The organism is Providencia sp. PROV223 (assembly GCF_028479245.1).
Lineage (GTDB): Bacteria > Pseudomonadota > Gammaproteobacteria > Enterobacterales > Enterobacteriaceae > Providencia > Providencia rettgeri.
Genome location: NZ_JAMPNG010000018.1, coordinates 75,715 through 91,748, shown reverse-complemented (window position 1 = coordinate 91,748; position 16,034 = coordinate 75,715). Strand labels below are relative to the sequence as shown.

Sequence of the window (16,034 nt, the reverse complement as noted above, 5' to 3'; positions counted from 1 at the left end):
CACCAACACCAACACCAACACCAACACCAACACCAACACCAACACCAACACCAACACCAACACCAACACCAACACCAACACCAACACCAACACCAACACCAACACCAACACCTCTCTATATTTATAAAAAATATTAAAACCAATTCAAAACCATATTGAGTGGTATATCCATATTTTGCGAAGCTCCTCGCAAACGAATATGTACTTTTTTGTCGGTGAAAAATATATTGGAAAGCGCTACGTAAAATAAAAGAAGGAAACTTTAAAAAAATAATAGAAATAAATAAACTAAAGCGAATAAATGCTATGTAGGGATACAAAAATTGATAGAAAATATCATCTACATAATAAGATGGCTAAACAATCGACTCAAAAAATATAATTCAATCTTTAGTAAAAGTTTACCTGTTTCGATAACAATGGCTTCTATTGCATTGATTTTTGGTACGTTACCACTTTTATTTATACCTAAAATTATAATGTTGAGTGAATTGTTATTTTTTTTTTTATTTTTTACGTTGATAATAATGTTTTTTGTATTTGGTAAGTTAGGTAAATTTTTAGCATTAATTATTATGTTTTTCCTGTGGGGTAATTGGCATGGAGTTAACATTATTAATCATGTTAATTATCTATCTAACCAAAATAATGATATTGATGTGGTTATTATTGGTACTCCTTTGAATAACAAAGAGCAAAAAATCAAAGTACGTATTGAAAAAATTAACAACCGTATTGTTTTTCCGCCTTTATATGCTACATGGAAAACAAAAGAATCTGTTTGCGCAGGGCAATCTTGGCGAATCAATGGTAAAGTAAGGCCATTGCACAGCTCACTAAATGAAGGTGGATTTAATTTACAACGCTACTATTTAGCTAATAGAATTATAGGGGTTTTGAAAAGCCAAAAAGTAAAACCATTACAAATGAGGTGTTCTGTAAGGCAAAAAATCATTTATAACTACATGGAACTAATTAATCCATTGTCTAATAAAGGAGTTATTTATGGGTTAATGTTTGGTGATAGAAGTTTATTAGCCGCAGATCAAGCCTATTTACTACAGAAAACGGGCTTAACACATTTAATGGCCATATCAGGTTTGCATATTGGCTTAGCTTACTTGTTTGGCATTTTTATTACTCGAGGAATTCAATATTTTTTACCAATAAAATATATCAATGAAATACTACCAAAAGTAATAGGTTTGGGGTTAGCTGTTTTTTATGCGTGGATCTCGGGGTTTGCTATCCCTGCGACTCGAGCATTATTTGCCTTACTATTATGGATATATATTAAAAATAAACCAGCAAGGTATTTTGTTTGGCAATGGGCTCTTTGGAGTATAGCGGGAATATTATTATTTGATCCATTGGCGATTTTGTCAGATAGTTTTTGGTTGTCTAGTTTCGCTGTTCTAGCCATTCTTTATTGGTTATCGATATTTCCACTACCATATCATTTAGCTAAAGGTGTTCAGGGAAAAATTATAGGATTAATACACTTACAAATTGGCTTACTAGTATTACTTATTCCAATGCAACTTATCATATTTAATGGTATTAACATAATGGGTTTAGTGGCTAACCTTTGGTTTGTCCCGCTCGCTTCCTGGTGTGTTGTTCCTGCTATTTTTGTCGTATTTTTAGTGCCAATAAAAGTAGTTCAGCAGTCGCTTTTATATGTGATAGATAGCGTTATAGCCTTAGGACTAAAACCATTACCTTATTTAAGTACTTTTTGGTCAGAATTCATCAATGTCCCCTATTATTTATTCTTAATATGTTGGCTAAGTATCATTGTCGTTTTATTTAAGTGGTATAAGCGTTATTTCGGGCTTGTTAGTTGTGTGGTTATTTTGATTTTCTTAGAAAGGGGAAGTGGTAAACAATTCAAAGAAGGCTGGAGAATGACGGTATTAGATATCGGACACGGTTTGGCAGTTGTGATAGAACAAAATAATGTGGCATTACTCTATGATACAGGTAATGCATGGAAAGGGGATAGCAATGCACAGCGTCAAATTATTCCTTTCCTTAAATATCATGATATAACCCCAATTGGAGTAATTTTAAGCCATAATCATTTAGATCACACTGGAGGGGCTAATTATTTAATCCAGCAATATCCATGGCTAAGTGTAAGAAGTAGTTTTGGGCCACAAAAAACTTCGGCATACAGGAAAAAAAATAATAAACTTAATAAGATAAAAAATATGGCTCACCTTCCATGTTTTAAAGGTCAAAAATGGCGGTGGGGAATATTAACTTTTGAAGTATTATGGCCTGAAAAGTTAGCGCCAATATCGCATAACAATGATTCTTGTGTCATTCAATTAACGGATGGCTACCATAAAATTTTATTAACAGGGGATATCGAAAAACAAGGGGAGAAATCACTTGTTGAAATGTACAAAAATCGATTACGTTCGACTCTTCTTTTCGCTCCACATCATGGAAGCAGCACTTCATCAACAGATTTATTGTTAAGAAATGTTCAACCTTCAATGGTGGTAGTATCATCAGCAAGGTATAGTGCATGGAAAATTCCATCGCCAAAAGTCTATTTTAGATATAAAAATAGTAACATTAAATGGTTAAATACAGCAGAAGATGGGCAGTTAACTTTATGGTTTAAAAAGGAAAAAATTCAGATTTCGCGTTATCGCTATGAAATTCAGCCCCGCTGGTATCATCTGTGGTTTGGCTTACCGCTATTTCCCGAGTAGAATAGTGCGCTTACATTAAGTCTGGTAATTAAAAGTATGAATGATAAAGACCTTTCGACAAAACAAACTTTTCGTCGCTTGTGGCCAATAATAGCGCCTTTTAAAGCGGGTTTAATCGTTGCAGCAATAGCACTTATCATAAACGCAGCAGGTGACGCGTTTATGATTTCTTTATTAAAACCTTTATTGGATGAAGGCTTTGATAAGGCAGATAATGACGTTTTAAAATGGCTTCCGCTCGCGGTGTTAGGATTAATGGTTGTTCGTGGTGGGTCTAGCTTTGTTTCAACCTATTGTGTTTCGTGGGTTGCAGGTAAAGTCGTGATGAACATGCGCCGTAAATTATTTGGTCATATGATGGGAATGCCGGTTAGTTTTTTTGACCAGCAATCTACAGGAACACTGTTATCTAGGATTACCTATGACTCAGAACAAGTTGCATCATCTTCTTCTGGGGCATTAATTACAATTATTCGGGAAAGTGCTTATATCATCGGGTTGTTTGCGATGATGTTTTATTATAGCTGGCAACTTTCCCTTATTTTAATCGTGATCGCTCCTGTTGTATCAGTCACTATTCGTATTGTCTCCAAACGTTTTCGTAAGATCAGTAAAAACATGCAAACGGGTATGGGGCATGTGACGGCTAGCGCGGAGCAGATGTTAAAAGGCCATAAAGAAGTTTTAATTTTTGGTGGGCAGAAAGTTGAGACTGAGCGCTTTAATAAAGTCAGTAACAATATGCGCCGCCAAAATATGAAAATGGTAACCGCTTCAGCAATTTCAGACCCTATTGTTCAGTTAATTGCATCATTTGCATTAGCATTTGTCCTATATGCTGCGAGTTTTCCTGAAATTCGTGATCAGCTAACTTCAGGTACAATTGCTGTTGTATTTTCATCAATGTTTGCATTGATGCGTCCGTTAAAATCATTAACGAATGTTAACTCTCAATTCCAACGTGGTATGGCGGCTTGCCAAACTTTATTTGCTATCTTAGATTCTGAACAAGAGAAAGATAACGGAACCAAAGTACTTAAAGAAGTTAAAGGTGATATTAAATTTGAGCATGTCACCTTTACCTATGCAACCAAAGAGCATCCTGCGTTAGACGATGTTTCGTTTACTTTGCCAGCAGGAAAATCAGTTGCTCTAGTTGGGCGATCAGGCTCAGGTAAATCCACAATTGCAAATTTGATTACTCGTTTTTATGACATTGATGAAGGGTCTATTCAAATTGATGGCCATGACATCCGCGAATACACATTGTCTTCATTACGTAGCCAAGTCGCGTTAGTTTCTCAGCATGTTTATCTATTTAACGATACGATAGCGAATAATATTGCTTATGCAACAGATGGTAGCTACAGCCGTAAGCAAATAGAGAAAGCTGCAGAAATGGCCTATGCAATGGATTTCATTGCTAAACTTGAAAAAGGTCTAGATACCGTTATTGGCGAAAATGGTGTGATGCTTTCTGGCGGACAACGTCAAAGAATAGCGATTGCTCGAGCACTTCTACGTGACGCTCCAATTCTTATTCTTGATGAGGCGACGTCTGCACTAGATACAGAGTCTGAACGTGCTATTCAAGCGGCCCTCGACGAGTTACAGAAAAATAGAACATCTTTGGTCATTGCCCACCGGTTATCGACGATAGAAAATGCGGATGAAATATTAGTTGTACAAGATGGACGAATCATTGAACGTGGTAACCATGCATCGCTATTAGCTCAAGATGGTGCATATTCACAATTACATAGTATTCAATTTAAACAATGATAGAACGTATTTGGTCTGGTAAATCATGGCTGTATCTCTTATTACTGCCGTTATCTTTCCTTTATGGGTTAGTAACGGTAATTAGAGATATGGTTTATAAAATCGGGCTAAAACGTTCATGGAAAGCCCCAATTCCAGTAGTAGTGGTTGGAAACCTGACAGCGGGGGGAAATGGTAAAACCCCTGTTGTTATCTGGTTAGTGGAATCACTTACTAAAGAAGGCTACCGTGTAGGGGTTGTTTCTCGAGGTTATGGTGGTAAATCTGAAAAGTACCCGCTGATACTCGATGAAACAACGACAACTGAAGTTGCAGGAGATGAGCCCGTATTAATTTTTCATCGTACTAAATCTCCTGTAGCGGTTGCCCCCAAGCGTAGTGATGCAGTTAAAGCCTTATTAGAGAAATTTCCATTAGATGTGATTATTACTGATGATGGGTTGCAACATTATGCTTTGCAACGTGACTACGAAATTGTCGTTATTGATGGTCAACGTCGGTTTGGTAATGGTTGGTGGTTACCTGCAGGGCCTATGCGCGAAAGGGCTGGGCGTTTGAAAAGTGTTAATGCTGTTGTTGTTAACGGCGGTGAAGCTCAAGAAAATGAAGCCTTAATGGCCCTTGAAGGTGATGTTGCTTGTAACCTTGTTAGTGGGGAAAAACGAGCGGTTACACAATTACCTGCGGTTATCGCAATGGCAGGCATTGGTCATCCACCTCGTTTTTTTACCTCATTAGAAAACAAAGGGGTAGACGTCATTAACACTCATGCTTTTGCTGACCACCAGTCATATGAATTAAAACAGCTTTCACGGTTAGTTAAAAATGAACAAAACTTATTAATGACTGAAAAGGATGCGGTGAAATGCCGTGCTTTTGCTCAGCCGAATTGGTGGTTCCTGCCAGTCCAAGCACAATTACAGACAACTGATGCTGAAAAAATCTTAAGCGGAATAAAAAAACTTATCACAAATAACAAAAAAACTTGTCTATAACGTTTCTCTGTGATAATAATATCGCCAATGTGATATAGATCCACTTATTATGTATCTAGATGCAATACATTGATAATTGGATTTTATACTAGCTTAAATTTCACGCTCCGTTCTTTAGTTAGTCTTCATATCCTCGCATAATCTACACTGTAAAGTCGTTGTCACTGCGTTTTGTCATCATAATGTCAAAATAGACTGTTAACTTCGCAGTAGATTTGCGGTGTCTGAAATCTACATATATGAGCGTTATAAAATATGCACAATGATTTGTGCGCATGAATTGGTAAAGTTTAATTACTCTTTGATGTATTAATAGATCGGCAATTTATAAATGGGAAGCAAGAAAGAGTAATGATACAAAGATAAAAAAAATATTGTTCTCAGAACAAAAGGAGTTTTAATATGAATTTTCAATTACATATGGGTCGAGTTAAATGGTTTGATGCAAAAGAAGGTTACGGTTTTATTTCCCCATTCAATGGTGGTGATGATGTGTTTGTGACAACAAAGTCAATTGCTAATAAAAAAATCAAATCATTATTCGAAGGTCAAAACGTTGAGTTCTCTGTTACTCGTAATTCGGATGGCGTAACGGCAGCTGACGTTATTGCTTATTAAATAATAAACAGAACAATTTCTCCTGCTTATCCTCTCATCTCCTGCAGGAGATCTTATTCAGGAAGATTAAAGTTAACGGTGATATCTGCATGTGATATCCTGACTCCAAGTGAGTTAAAATCCATTCGGGAGAAAACATGGATCACCGTTTACTTGAAATCGTTGCCTGTCCTGTATGCCACGGCAAATTGAGTTATAACAAAGAAAACCTTGAACTTATTTGTAAGTTTGATCATCTAGCCTATCCCATTCGTGATGGCATTCCTGTATTGCTAGAAAATGAAGCGCGCCCTGTTTCATTAGATGAAGGCCAGTAATCATCATGTTTACGGTTATTATTCCTGCTCGTTATGCGTCAACACGTCTACCTGGTAAACCTTTGGCCGATATCCATGGCAAACCGATGGTTGTTCGAGTAATGGAGCAAGCTATTAAATCGGGGGCGAGTCGAGTGATAGTTGCGACAGATCACTCTGATGTTGCTAAAGCGGTGATTGAAGCAGGTGGTGAAGCTTGTATGACGGATCCAGATCATCAATCTGGAACTGAAAGATTGGCTGAAGTTATTGATACTTACGCTTTCTCTGACAATGAAATCATCGTGAATGTACAAGGTGATGAACCTTTAATTCCACCTGAGATTATTAGCCAAGTTGCTCATAACCTTCGGGGGAGCAAAGCTGAAATGGGGACACTAGCTGTGCCTATTTATGATGCCCATGAAGCATTTAACCCAAATGCTGTGAAGGTTGTTATTGATCACGAAGGTTATGCATTGTATTTTTCTCGGGCAACCATTCCTTGGGATAGAGACAACTTTGCGAAAAGCCAAGACACGATAGGTGATACCTTTTTACGTCATATTGGTATATACGCCTATCGTGCAGGGTTTATTCGCCGTTATATTAAGTGGGAAGCAAGTCCATTAGAAAAAATCGAAATGTTAGAGCAACTTAGGGTGCTTTGGTATGGAGAGAAAATTCATGTGGATGTTGCGAAAACTACGCCAGGCGCTGGTGTTGATACCCCTGAAGATCTTGAACTAGTTAGAAAGCAATTTATTCCGTAGTCAGCATTTTCCTGATAGCGGGAATGGCCAATATGCGATTTAGCTAAATGAAAGGTGTAATCTCAATAGATTACACCTTTTTTGTTACTATTCAGCGGTAACAACTTCAGGCGTGGCAAGTTGCTCTTCTAACGTTTGTGTATTATTGGGTTTTAAATGCCACCAAAGCGTACCAAGAAATTCATACCAAGCACGTTCACTATGACCGAAGTAATACGAGGAAGGGATATATTTCTCCCATGGATTGATTTCACTCGTGATAACTAACTGATTTGCAGGGGCTGGGAAAGGGTTCATTCCCCGTTGAGTAAACATAGTCATCGCTCGAGGTAAATGGTTAGCAGAAGTTACTAATAAAAAAGGCGATTTCCCAATAATTTTTTCAACTTCATAAGCTTCTTCTTGTGTATCTTTGGGTTCAGTGAGTGGGATCGTATCCTGTGCAGGAACCCCCAAGGATTGAGCGACTTGTGCGGCAACTTCGGCACTGCTGATAGGGCTACTTGCTTTGCCACCAGTGAAAATGAGTTTACTGCCGGGGTGGTTAAGATAAAGGCGGACGCCTTCAGTCACTCTAGGTAAGCTATTATTCAATAGGTTAGAACTTGGACTCCAATCAGGGTTATATGTAAAACCGCCTCCGAGTACAACAATGTAACGTACCTCTTGAGGTGGAGTTTCAGTGATAAGTTCATAGCGTTTATTAAATTGCTTTTCTGCAGGAGCAAGCAAAGTATCTGAAATAGGCTGTAACCCTAATAGGGTTATTAAAACTAAACTTAGGGTAGCAAATGCTTTCCCACAACGTTGCCAGCGCGTGAACCAAAGCAAAAGTAACCCGATAAACCCGACGATGAGCAATAATGGTAATGGCATCAATAGCGAACCAATATATTTTTTTAAGAGAAATAACATAACTAAGCCTATTCTTAAGGGTTATCGAACAATCGTTGTGGTGGTGTTTACAGAAAAAAAACGCAATAAAGCAGCTAAATTGGCGTAAAAATAACAAATTAGTGTTTAATAGCACTAAATTGAAATTTGCTGAGTACAATAAAGTACTATGCAAAAATATAGCGATTATCTGTTATAATTCCTGCTTTAACTGTCGCTTCGCATTGTATGTGATAAGTGCAATACAATGTGAGAATATTTCTGGTTAGCATTAATTTTCCCAGTATCAGGGTGTAATCAACCATTTTACGTTTTTTCGCGACAAATTGGCGCATAAACCGCTTTAAATAATAGATGATAGGCAACCGGATAGCACATGGCAGACCGCAACTTTGATGATATTGTCGATAAATTTGCAAAAAATATCTACGGAACGACAAAAGGAAAAATACGAGAAGCGGTAGTTTGGCAAGATTTAACTCAATTATTGTGCAGCCAATTTGAAGGGAAAACCCTAAAAATACTTGATGCAGGCGGGGGAGAAGGGCATTTTTCACGCAAACTAGCCGAAATGGGACATCAAGTGATACTTTGCGATTTATCCGAAGAGATGTTGGAGCGCGCCGGTGAACTAGCCAAGGAACAAGGCATAAGCGATAACATGCGTTTTATTCATTGTGCAGCGCAAGACATAGCTCAGTATATTGATGAACCGGTTGACCTTGTTTTATTTCATGCAGTACTTGAATGGATTAGCGATCAAAAATATGCAATTGAACAACTGGTAGATATAATTAGACCTGAAGGCGTATTTTCTGTCATGTTCTATAATGCAAATGGCTTGGTGATGCGTAACGCAATTTTGGGAAATTTTCATCTTGCAACGCCACATATTCAACGTCGTCGTAAACGCTCGTTATCACCACAAAAACCGCTTTTTCCTCATCAAGTTGATGCTTGGTTGGGTGAGTGTAATATGCAAATTATCGGTAAAAGTGGTGTCAGGGTATTCCATGACTATTTACAAAGTCGGCAGTTACAGCAGAAAGATTTTCCGGCATTGTTGGCATTAGAACAGCAGTATTGCCGTGAAGAACCCTATATTAGCATGGGGCGTTATATTCATGTCATGGCACGCAAACAAATACAAAAGGACGATTTATGAGTGATTTTTCCCAGACCGTCCCTGAACTTGTGTCTTGGGCACGAAAAAATGATTTTTCGATTTCACTTCCCGCTGAACGTTTAGCATTTTTGCTCGCGGTAGCGGTATTAAACAGTGAAAGAGTCAATGGTGAAATGAGTGAAGGGGAGCTGATTGATGCCTTTCGTGAGGTTTGCAAAGGGTTTGAACAGACGACTGAATCTTTGGCGGTAAGAGCCAATAATGCTATCAATGATATGGTTCGCCAGAAGATATTTAACCGTTTTGCTAGTGACATTGTTGAAGGTAATGCAATTTACCGCCTAACCCCTTTGGGGATTGGTATCAGCGATTATTATATTCGTCAGCGAGAGTTCTCAACATTAAGACTTTCCATGCAGCTTTCTATTGTTGCTGGAGAACTACAACGTGCCGCTGAGGCTGCTGAGGAAGGGGGCGATGAATTTTATTGGCATCGTTATGTGTTTGCTCCACTAAAATATTCAGTTGCTGAAATTTTTGACAGTATTGATTTATCGCAACGCATTATGGATGAACAACAAAATTCAGTAAAAGAAGATATTGCGGCATTATTAAATCAAGACTGGCAGGCAGCTATCGCTAACTGTGAGCAATTACTCTCAGAAACATCAGGTACATTGCGTGAGTTGCAAGACACATTGGAAGCCGCAGGGGATAAACTGCAAGCGAATTTATTACGTATTCAAGAAGCCAATATGAATGCGCCAGCGTTCTCGGATTTAGTGGATAGGCTGGTTTTTGACCTGCAAAATAAATTAGATCGTATCGTTAGCTGGGGTCAACAATCTATCGATTTATGGATTGGTTATGATCGTCATGTTCATAAGTTTATCCGTACGGCCATCGATATGGACAAAAATAGAATTTTTTCTCAGCGGTTACGTCAATCTGTTCAGCATTACCTTGATAGCCCTTGGGCACTCACTTACGCCAATGCGGATCGATTATTCGATATGCGTGATGAAGAGCTTGCGTTGCATGATGAAGAAGTCATGGGTGAATTACCCCCAGAGCTTGAATTTGAAGAGTTTAGTGAATTAAATGACAAGCTTGCAGAGCTAATGGAAATTGAGTTAGCCATTTATAAAACAGAGCAGCGGCCACTCGATGTGGGCCGTGTGTTGCATGACTACTTACTGCAATACCCACAAATACGTCATTTTGATGTTGCTCGAATTATTATCGACCAAGCTGTTAAATTAGGTATCGCAGAGGCTGATTTGGCGGGATTACCGGCAGAATGGCAAGCTATTAATGATCACGGAGCCAAGGTACAGGCACATGTCATCGACAAATATTGAACAATTTATGCCAGTTAAGCTGGCTCAAGCATTAGCTAACCCAATTTTTCCAGAGCTAGACAGCCAATTGCGTTCAGGTCGCCATATTAGTGTTGATGACCTTGATAACCACGCATTTTTAATGGATTTTCAGGAAGCATTAGAACAATTTTATGCACGGTATAACGTAGAGCTAATTCGCGCCCCTGAAGGTTTCTTTTATTTACGTCCGCGCTCAACAACCTTAATACCTCGCTCCGTGTTATCTGAATTAGATATGATGGTTGGAAAAATTCTTTGTTATCTCTATCTCAGCCCTGAACGCTTGAGTAACCAAGGTATTTTTACCTCACAAGAGTTATTTGAAGAATTGTTATCATTAGCGGATGAAAGCAAATTACTTAAATTTGTTAATCAACGTTCGACAGGTTCTGACCTAGATAAACAAAAATTGCAGGAAAAATTAAGAACATCACTCAATCGCTTACGCCGTTTGGGAATGGTGCATTTTCTGCAAAATGATTCAAGTAAATTTATTATTAGCGAATCTGTATTCCGTTTTGGTGCCGATGTACGCAGTGGTGATAACCCACAAGATGCACAGTTACGGATGATCCGTGATGGTGAAGCTATCTCTCTTGACGGTGAATTATCACTAAAAGATGGTGATGAAGAGGATGGCGAAGAGAGTCAAGAACCGGCAGAAAGTGATGAGGATGAAGAATAATGATTGAACGCGGAAAATTTCGCTCACTGACGCTGGTGAATTGGAACGGTTTTTTTGCCCGAACCTTTGACCTTGATGAATTAGTGACCACGTTATCGGGTGGTAATGGTGCGGGTAAATCAACCACAATGGCGGCGTTTATTACCGCAATGATCCCCGATTTAACCTTACTTCACTTCCGTAACACAACGGAAGCCGGTGCGACATCTGGTTCGCGGGATAAAGGCTTACACGGGAAATTACGCCCAGGTGTCTGCTACGCTATTTTGGATGTATTAAACTCGAAGCATCAGCGTGTCATGGTGGGTGTGCGTTTACAGCAAGTCGCTGGGCGCGATAAGAAAGTTGATATTAAGCCATTTATGGTACAAGGCATTCCATTGGCGACAGTTCCAACGGAAATATTGACGGAAGTTATCGATGGGCGACAAGCCAAAGTCATTCCACTCAATGAACTAAAAGAACGTCTTGAGGAACAGGAAGGCGTTTTATTTAAGCAGTTTAGCTCAATTACCGATTACCATTCGACCCTGTTTGAATTAGGGGTTTTACCTAAACGTTTACGCTCCGCGAGTGATCGAAGCAAATATTATCGACTGATTGAAGCGTCACTATATGGCGGTATTTCTAGCGCAATCACCCGCTCATTACGTGATTATTTATTGCCAGAAAACAGTGGGGTACGTAAAGCATTCCAAGATATGGAAGCGGCTTTGCGTGAAAACCGTTTAACATTAGAAGCCATTCGTGTCACTCAATCAGACCGCGACTTATTCAAACATTTAATTAGCCAGGCGACTGATTATGTTTCTGCGGATTATATGCGCCATTCCAATGAAAGACGCATTCACCTTGATGCAGCACTAGCTGCGCGCAATGAGCTATTAGCCAGCCGTAAACAATTGCGAATTGAACAAGTCCGCAGTGTCGAAATGGCGCGTGAGTTGAATGAGCAGAATGGGGCTTCTACAGAATTAGAAGCGGACTACCAAGCAGCCAGTGACCATTTAAATTTAGTGCAAGCCGCGCTGCGTCAACAAGAAAAAATCGATCGCTATCAAGCAGACATCGAAGAACTGACTTATCGTCTTGAAGAACAAAGTGAAGTCGTTGCTGAAGCGACTGAAACTCAAGAAGAGTATGAGGCACGAGCTGAAGCCGCTGAAATTGAAGTTGATGAACTAAAAAACCAACTCGCCGATTACCAACAAGCTTTGGATGTGCAACAAACACGCGCTATTCAGTACCAACAAGCGTTGCATGCTTTAACGCGTGCTCGTGAATTGTGTCAACTTCCTGAATTATCCATTGATAATGCAGATGAATGGTTAGATACCTTCGAAGCGCGTGAGCAACAAGCAACTCAAACGTTATTAGCGCTTGAGCAAAAAATGAGTGTGGCGGATGCTGCTCATAGCCAATTTGAACAAGCCTATCAATTAGTTAAAAATATGATAGGGGAAGTTAGCCGCAGTGATGCATACCAACAAGCGCGTACATTATTACGTGATTGGTCATCTCAACAGCATTTAGCGGAGCGAGTGCAACCGTTACGTATGCAACTCTCTGAATTACAACAGCGTTTGAATAGCCAGCAAAATGCAGAACGTATGTTGGCGGAATTTTGTAAACGTCATGGGCAAAGCTATGAGCCAGATGAGCTTGACGCATTAATGGCTGAACTGGAAGCACAACAAGAGGAACTTAGTGTTGGTGTGAATGAGAGTGGCGAAAGGCGGATGCAAATGCGCCAAGAATTGGAACAAATTCGCCTGCGTATTAGCCAACTTTCATCTAAAGCTCCCGCATGGATTATGGCTCAAGAAGCACTAACACAGCTTAATGAGCAATCTCATGAAACGTTTGAGTCAAGTACTGCAGTGACTGAATTTATGCAGCAACTCCTCGAACAAGAAAGGGAAATAACGGTTGAACGAGATGAAGTTGCTGCGCAACGTAAAGATCTCGAAAAGCAAATTGAGCGGCTAAGCCAGCCAAGCGGTGCGGAAGATGGCCGCATGTTAGCGTTGGCAGAGCGCTTTAATGGTGTTTTGTTATCTGAAATTTATGATGATATTACCATTGAAGATGCGGCTTATTTTTCTGCATTATATGGCCCTGCTCGTCATGGTATTGTGGTTCAAGACTTATCTGTGGTCCGTAGCCAGCTCGAAACATTACAAGATTGCCCTGATGATGTTTATTTTATCGAAGGGGATCCTCAATCGTTCGATGACAGCGTTTTTGATGCACAAGAATTTGAAAGTGCGGTATTAGTCCGTTCGTCTGAGCGTCAATGGCGTTACTCTCGTTATCCTGAATTGCCTTTGTTTGGTCGTGCTGCTCGTGAAAGTCATTTAGAGTCATTAACTGCTGAGCGTGATGAGCTGGCTGAGCGTTACGCGAACCTGTCATTTGACGTACAGAAAATTCAGCGTTCACACCAAGCATTCAGTCGGTTTATTGGTCAACATATTTCGGTGGCCTTTGAAGATGATCCTGAAGCTGAAATTCGTACGCTTAATCAGAAACGTTCGGAAATTGAACGTGCTTTGGTACAGTTTGAAGAGCAAACTCAGCAACAACGTCAACAATTTGCACAAGGCAAAGAAAGCCTTGCGGCTCTTAATCGCTTATTACCTCAGATGGGGTTATTACTCGATGAAACATTGGTGGACAGAGTCGAAGAGATAAGCGAAGAGCTAACGGAAGCGGAAGAAGCCGCGCATTTTCTGAATAAGCATGGTCATGCGTTAGAAAAATTAGAACCGATTGTGACCGTGTTGCTCAGTGACCCTGAACAACATGAGCAATTACGTAAAGATTATGAGGCAGCAAAACACAGCCAACAAAATGCTAAACAACAAGCTTTTGCATTAGTCGAAGTCGTTCAGCGCCGTGCTCACTTTAGTTACAGTGATTCAACGGGAATGGTGAATGAAAATGCGGACTTGAATGAAAAACTACGCCAACGTTTAGAGCAGGCAGAAACTGAACGTACACGTGCTCGTGAACAATTGCGTCAGCACCAAGCACAAAGTGCACAGTTCCATCAAGTCCTTGCTTCGTTACGCAGTTCTTTCGATACCAAACAAGAGATGTTGAAAGAACTCGAAGTTGAAATGCAAGAGATTGGCGTAAAAGCAGATCCTGATGCTCAAGAACGTGCTCGCATCCGACGCGATGAATTGCACCAGCGGGTCATGGAAAATCGTAGTCGTATTAACCAGTTAGAAAAACAGCTGACATTATGTGAAGCTGAAATGGATAACTTACAGAAGCGTCTTCGTAAGTTAGAAAAAGACTACTATATGCTGCGTGAGCAGGTAGTGACGGCAAAAGCAGGTTGGTGTGCGGTCATGCGCTTGGTGAAAGACAATGGCGTTGAGCGTCGTCTACATCGCCGTGAGCTGGCCTATACTGACGGTGATAGCTTACGTTCGATGTCGGATAAAGCCTTGGGTGCGCTGCGTTTAGCGGTTGCGGATAACGAACATTTACGCGATGTATTGCGTTTATCTGAAGATCCAAAACACCCAGATCGGAAGATAAAATTCTTTATCGCGGTATACCAACACCTACGTGAACGTATTCGCCAAGATATTATTCGTACAGATGACCCGATTGATGCAATCGAGCAAATGGAGATTGAACTGGCGCGTTTAACAGAAGAGCTAACAGCGCGTGAGCAAAAATTGGCGATCAGTTCAAAAAGTGTGGCGAATATTATTCGCAAAACCATTCAGCGCGAGCAGAATCGTATTCGTATGCTAAACCAAGGGCTGCAAGCGGTGGCGTTTGGCCAGGTTAAAGGGGTTCGCCTCAATGTGAATATTCGTGAAAGCCATGCATTGTTACTTAGTGTGCTTTCTGAAGAAAGTGAAATGCATCAAGACTTGTTCACCAGCCAACGGTTAACATTCTCTGAAGCGATGGCGAAATTGTATCAACGCCTTAACCCACAAGTGGATGTTGGGCAGCGGTTGCCACAAACGATAGGTGAAGAACTACTTGATTACCGTAATTACTTAGAGTTAGACGTCGAGGTGAACAGAGGTTCAGATGGCTGGCTAAAAGCGGAAAGTGGGGCGTTATCAACGGGTGAAGCGATTGGTACTGGGATGTCGATCTTAGTGATGGTCGTACAGAGCTGGGAAGAAGAGTCTCGTCGTTTACGTGCGAAAGATATTATTCCTTGTCGTTTATTATTCTTAGATGAAGCTGCGCGATTAGATGCTAAATCTATTGCGACGTTATTTGAGCTGTGCGATAGGCTTGAAATGCAATTGATCATTGCAGCACCAGAAAATATTAGCCCAGAGAAAGGTACGACGTATAAATTAGTTCGTAAAGTGATTGGCACACATGAGCATGTGCATGTTGTTGGCCTAAAGGGATTCGGGCAAGAAAACCTGAATGTACAAGCACCAACATTGCAGTAATAGTTTTTATAAATGAAATAAAAGCCGGTATTTATAACTAAATACCGGCTTTTATATTTAAGAAATAGTATAAAAGCGATTTTACAAAATTACTCATTAATTTGAATAAAACCCGAAAACATATTTTCCTCATGATAAAAACCACTTTTTATATATGGAATTAAGTGGCGAAGAAAGCATTAGTTAAAGCTTTTAATTAAAATAAATTTCATCTATGTTTAAGGCACCAATAAATGTTTGAATTTATCTATGATGAAAATAATTCTTTTTCTCACTAATTGTTAACGTAACTGCATATAATCTGAAAAAAGGAAA

At 39.8% G+C, this 16,034-nt stretch carries 11 protein-coding genes; 10 read left to right on the top strand and 1 reads right to left on the bottom strand.

All coding sequences use genetic code 11. The features are described from left to right. The first annotated feature begins 323 nt into the window (after positions 1-323). The 6 genes from PR767_RS17490 to kdsB all read left to right on the top strand — a co-directional run bounded on the left by PR767_RS17490 (position 324) and on the right by kdsB (position 7,190). Complete coding sequence (locus tag PR767_RS17490) at positions 324-2,726, top strand: DNA internalization-related competence protein ComEC/Rec2 (protein ID WP_272520686.1); 2,403 nt, start codon at positions 324-326, stop codon at positions 2,724-2,726. 36 nt (positions 2,727-2,762) lie between these two features. Beyond that, positions 2,763-4,508 carry a lipid A ABC transporter ATP-binding protein/permease MsbA gene (gene msbA, locus PR767_RS17485; protein ID WP_196723967.1) on the top strand — a complete coding sequence of 582 codons (1,746 nt, stop codon included), beginning with the start codon at positions 2,763-2,765 and terminating at the stop codon, positions 4,506-4,508. Next, positions 4,505-5,503, top strand: coding sequence for a tetraacyldisaccharide 4'-kinase (gene lpxK / locus PR767_RS17480; RefSeq protein WP_004909572.1), 999 nt, complete (start codon positions 4,505-4,507; stop codon positions 5,501-5,503). The genes msbA and lpxK overlap by 4 nt, the downstream gene beginning before the upstream one ends. Positions 5,504-5,905: 402 nt before the next feature. Continuing rightward, positions 5,906-6,121, top strand: coding sequence for a cold-shock protein (locus PR767_RS17475; RefSeq protein ID WP_004909576.1), 216 nt, complete (start codon positions 5,906-5,908; stop codon positions 6,119-6,121). A gap of 137 nt (positions 6,122-6,258) precedes the next feature. Next, complete coding sequence (locus PR767_RS17470) at positions 6,259-6,438, top strand: Trm112 family protein (RefSeq protein ID WP_004256203.1); 180 nt, start codon at positions 6,259-6,261, stop codon at positions 6,436-6,438. A 5-nt stretch (positions 6,439-6,443) separates the two neighbouring features. After that, positions 6,444-7,190: a 3-deoxy-manno-octulosonate cytidylyltransferase gene (kdsB, locus tag PR767_RS17465; protein WP_117162082.1), complete on the top strand. Its 747-nt coding sequence runs from the start codon at positions 6,444-6,446 to the stop codon at positions 7,188-7,190. A gap of 87 nt (positions 7,191-7,277) precedes the next feature. Here kdsB and elyC read toward each other — a convergent pair whose 3' ends face one another. Then, on the bottom strand, positions 7,278-8,105 hold the full coding sequence (gene elyC / locus PR767_RS17460; protein WP_117162081.1) for an envelope biogenesis factor ElyC: 828 nt from the start codon (positions 8,103-8,105) through the stop codon (positions 7,278-7,280). A 355-nt stretch (positions 8,106-8,460) separates the two neighbouring features. Here elyC and cmoM point away from each other — a divergent pair, with 355 nt between their 5' ends. From cmoM to mukB, 4 genes are read left to right on the top strand one after another with little or no spacing between them, the layout of a single operon-like run. Further along, complete coding sequence (cmoM, locus tag PR767_RS17455) at positions 8,461-9,249, top strand: tRNA uridine 5-oxyacetic acid(34) methyltransferase CmoM (protein WP_004909582.1); 789 nt, start codon at positions 8,461-8,463, stop codon at positions 9,247-9,249. Beyond that, positions 9,246-10,571, top strand: a complete 1,326-nt coding sequence (gene mukF, locus PR767_RS17450; RefSeq protein WP_004909586.1) for a chromosome partition protein MukF — start codon at positions 9,246-9,248, stop codon at positions 10,569-10,571. The genes cmoM and mukF overlap by 4 nt, the downstream gene beginning before the upstream one ends. Beyond that, on the top strand, positions 10,552-11,277 hold the full coding sequence (mukE, locus tag PR767_RS17445; RefSeq protein ID WP_004909591.1) for a chromosome partition protein MukE: 726 nt from the start codon (positions 10,552-10,554) through the stop codon (positions 11,275-11,277). The genes mukF and mukE overlap by 20 nt, the downstream gene beginning before the upstream one ends. Beyond that, on the top strand, positions 11,277-15,719 hold the full coding sequence (gene mukB / locus PR767_RS17440) for a chromosome partition protein MukB (protein WP_272520685.1): 4,443 nt from the start codon (positions 11,277-11,279) through the stop codon (positions 15,717-15,719). Before mukE ends, mukB begins: the two co-directional genes overlap by 1 nt. The last annotated feature ends 315 nt before the right edge of the window (positions 15,720-16,034 follow it).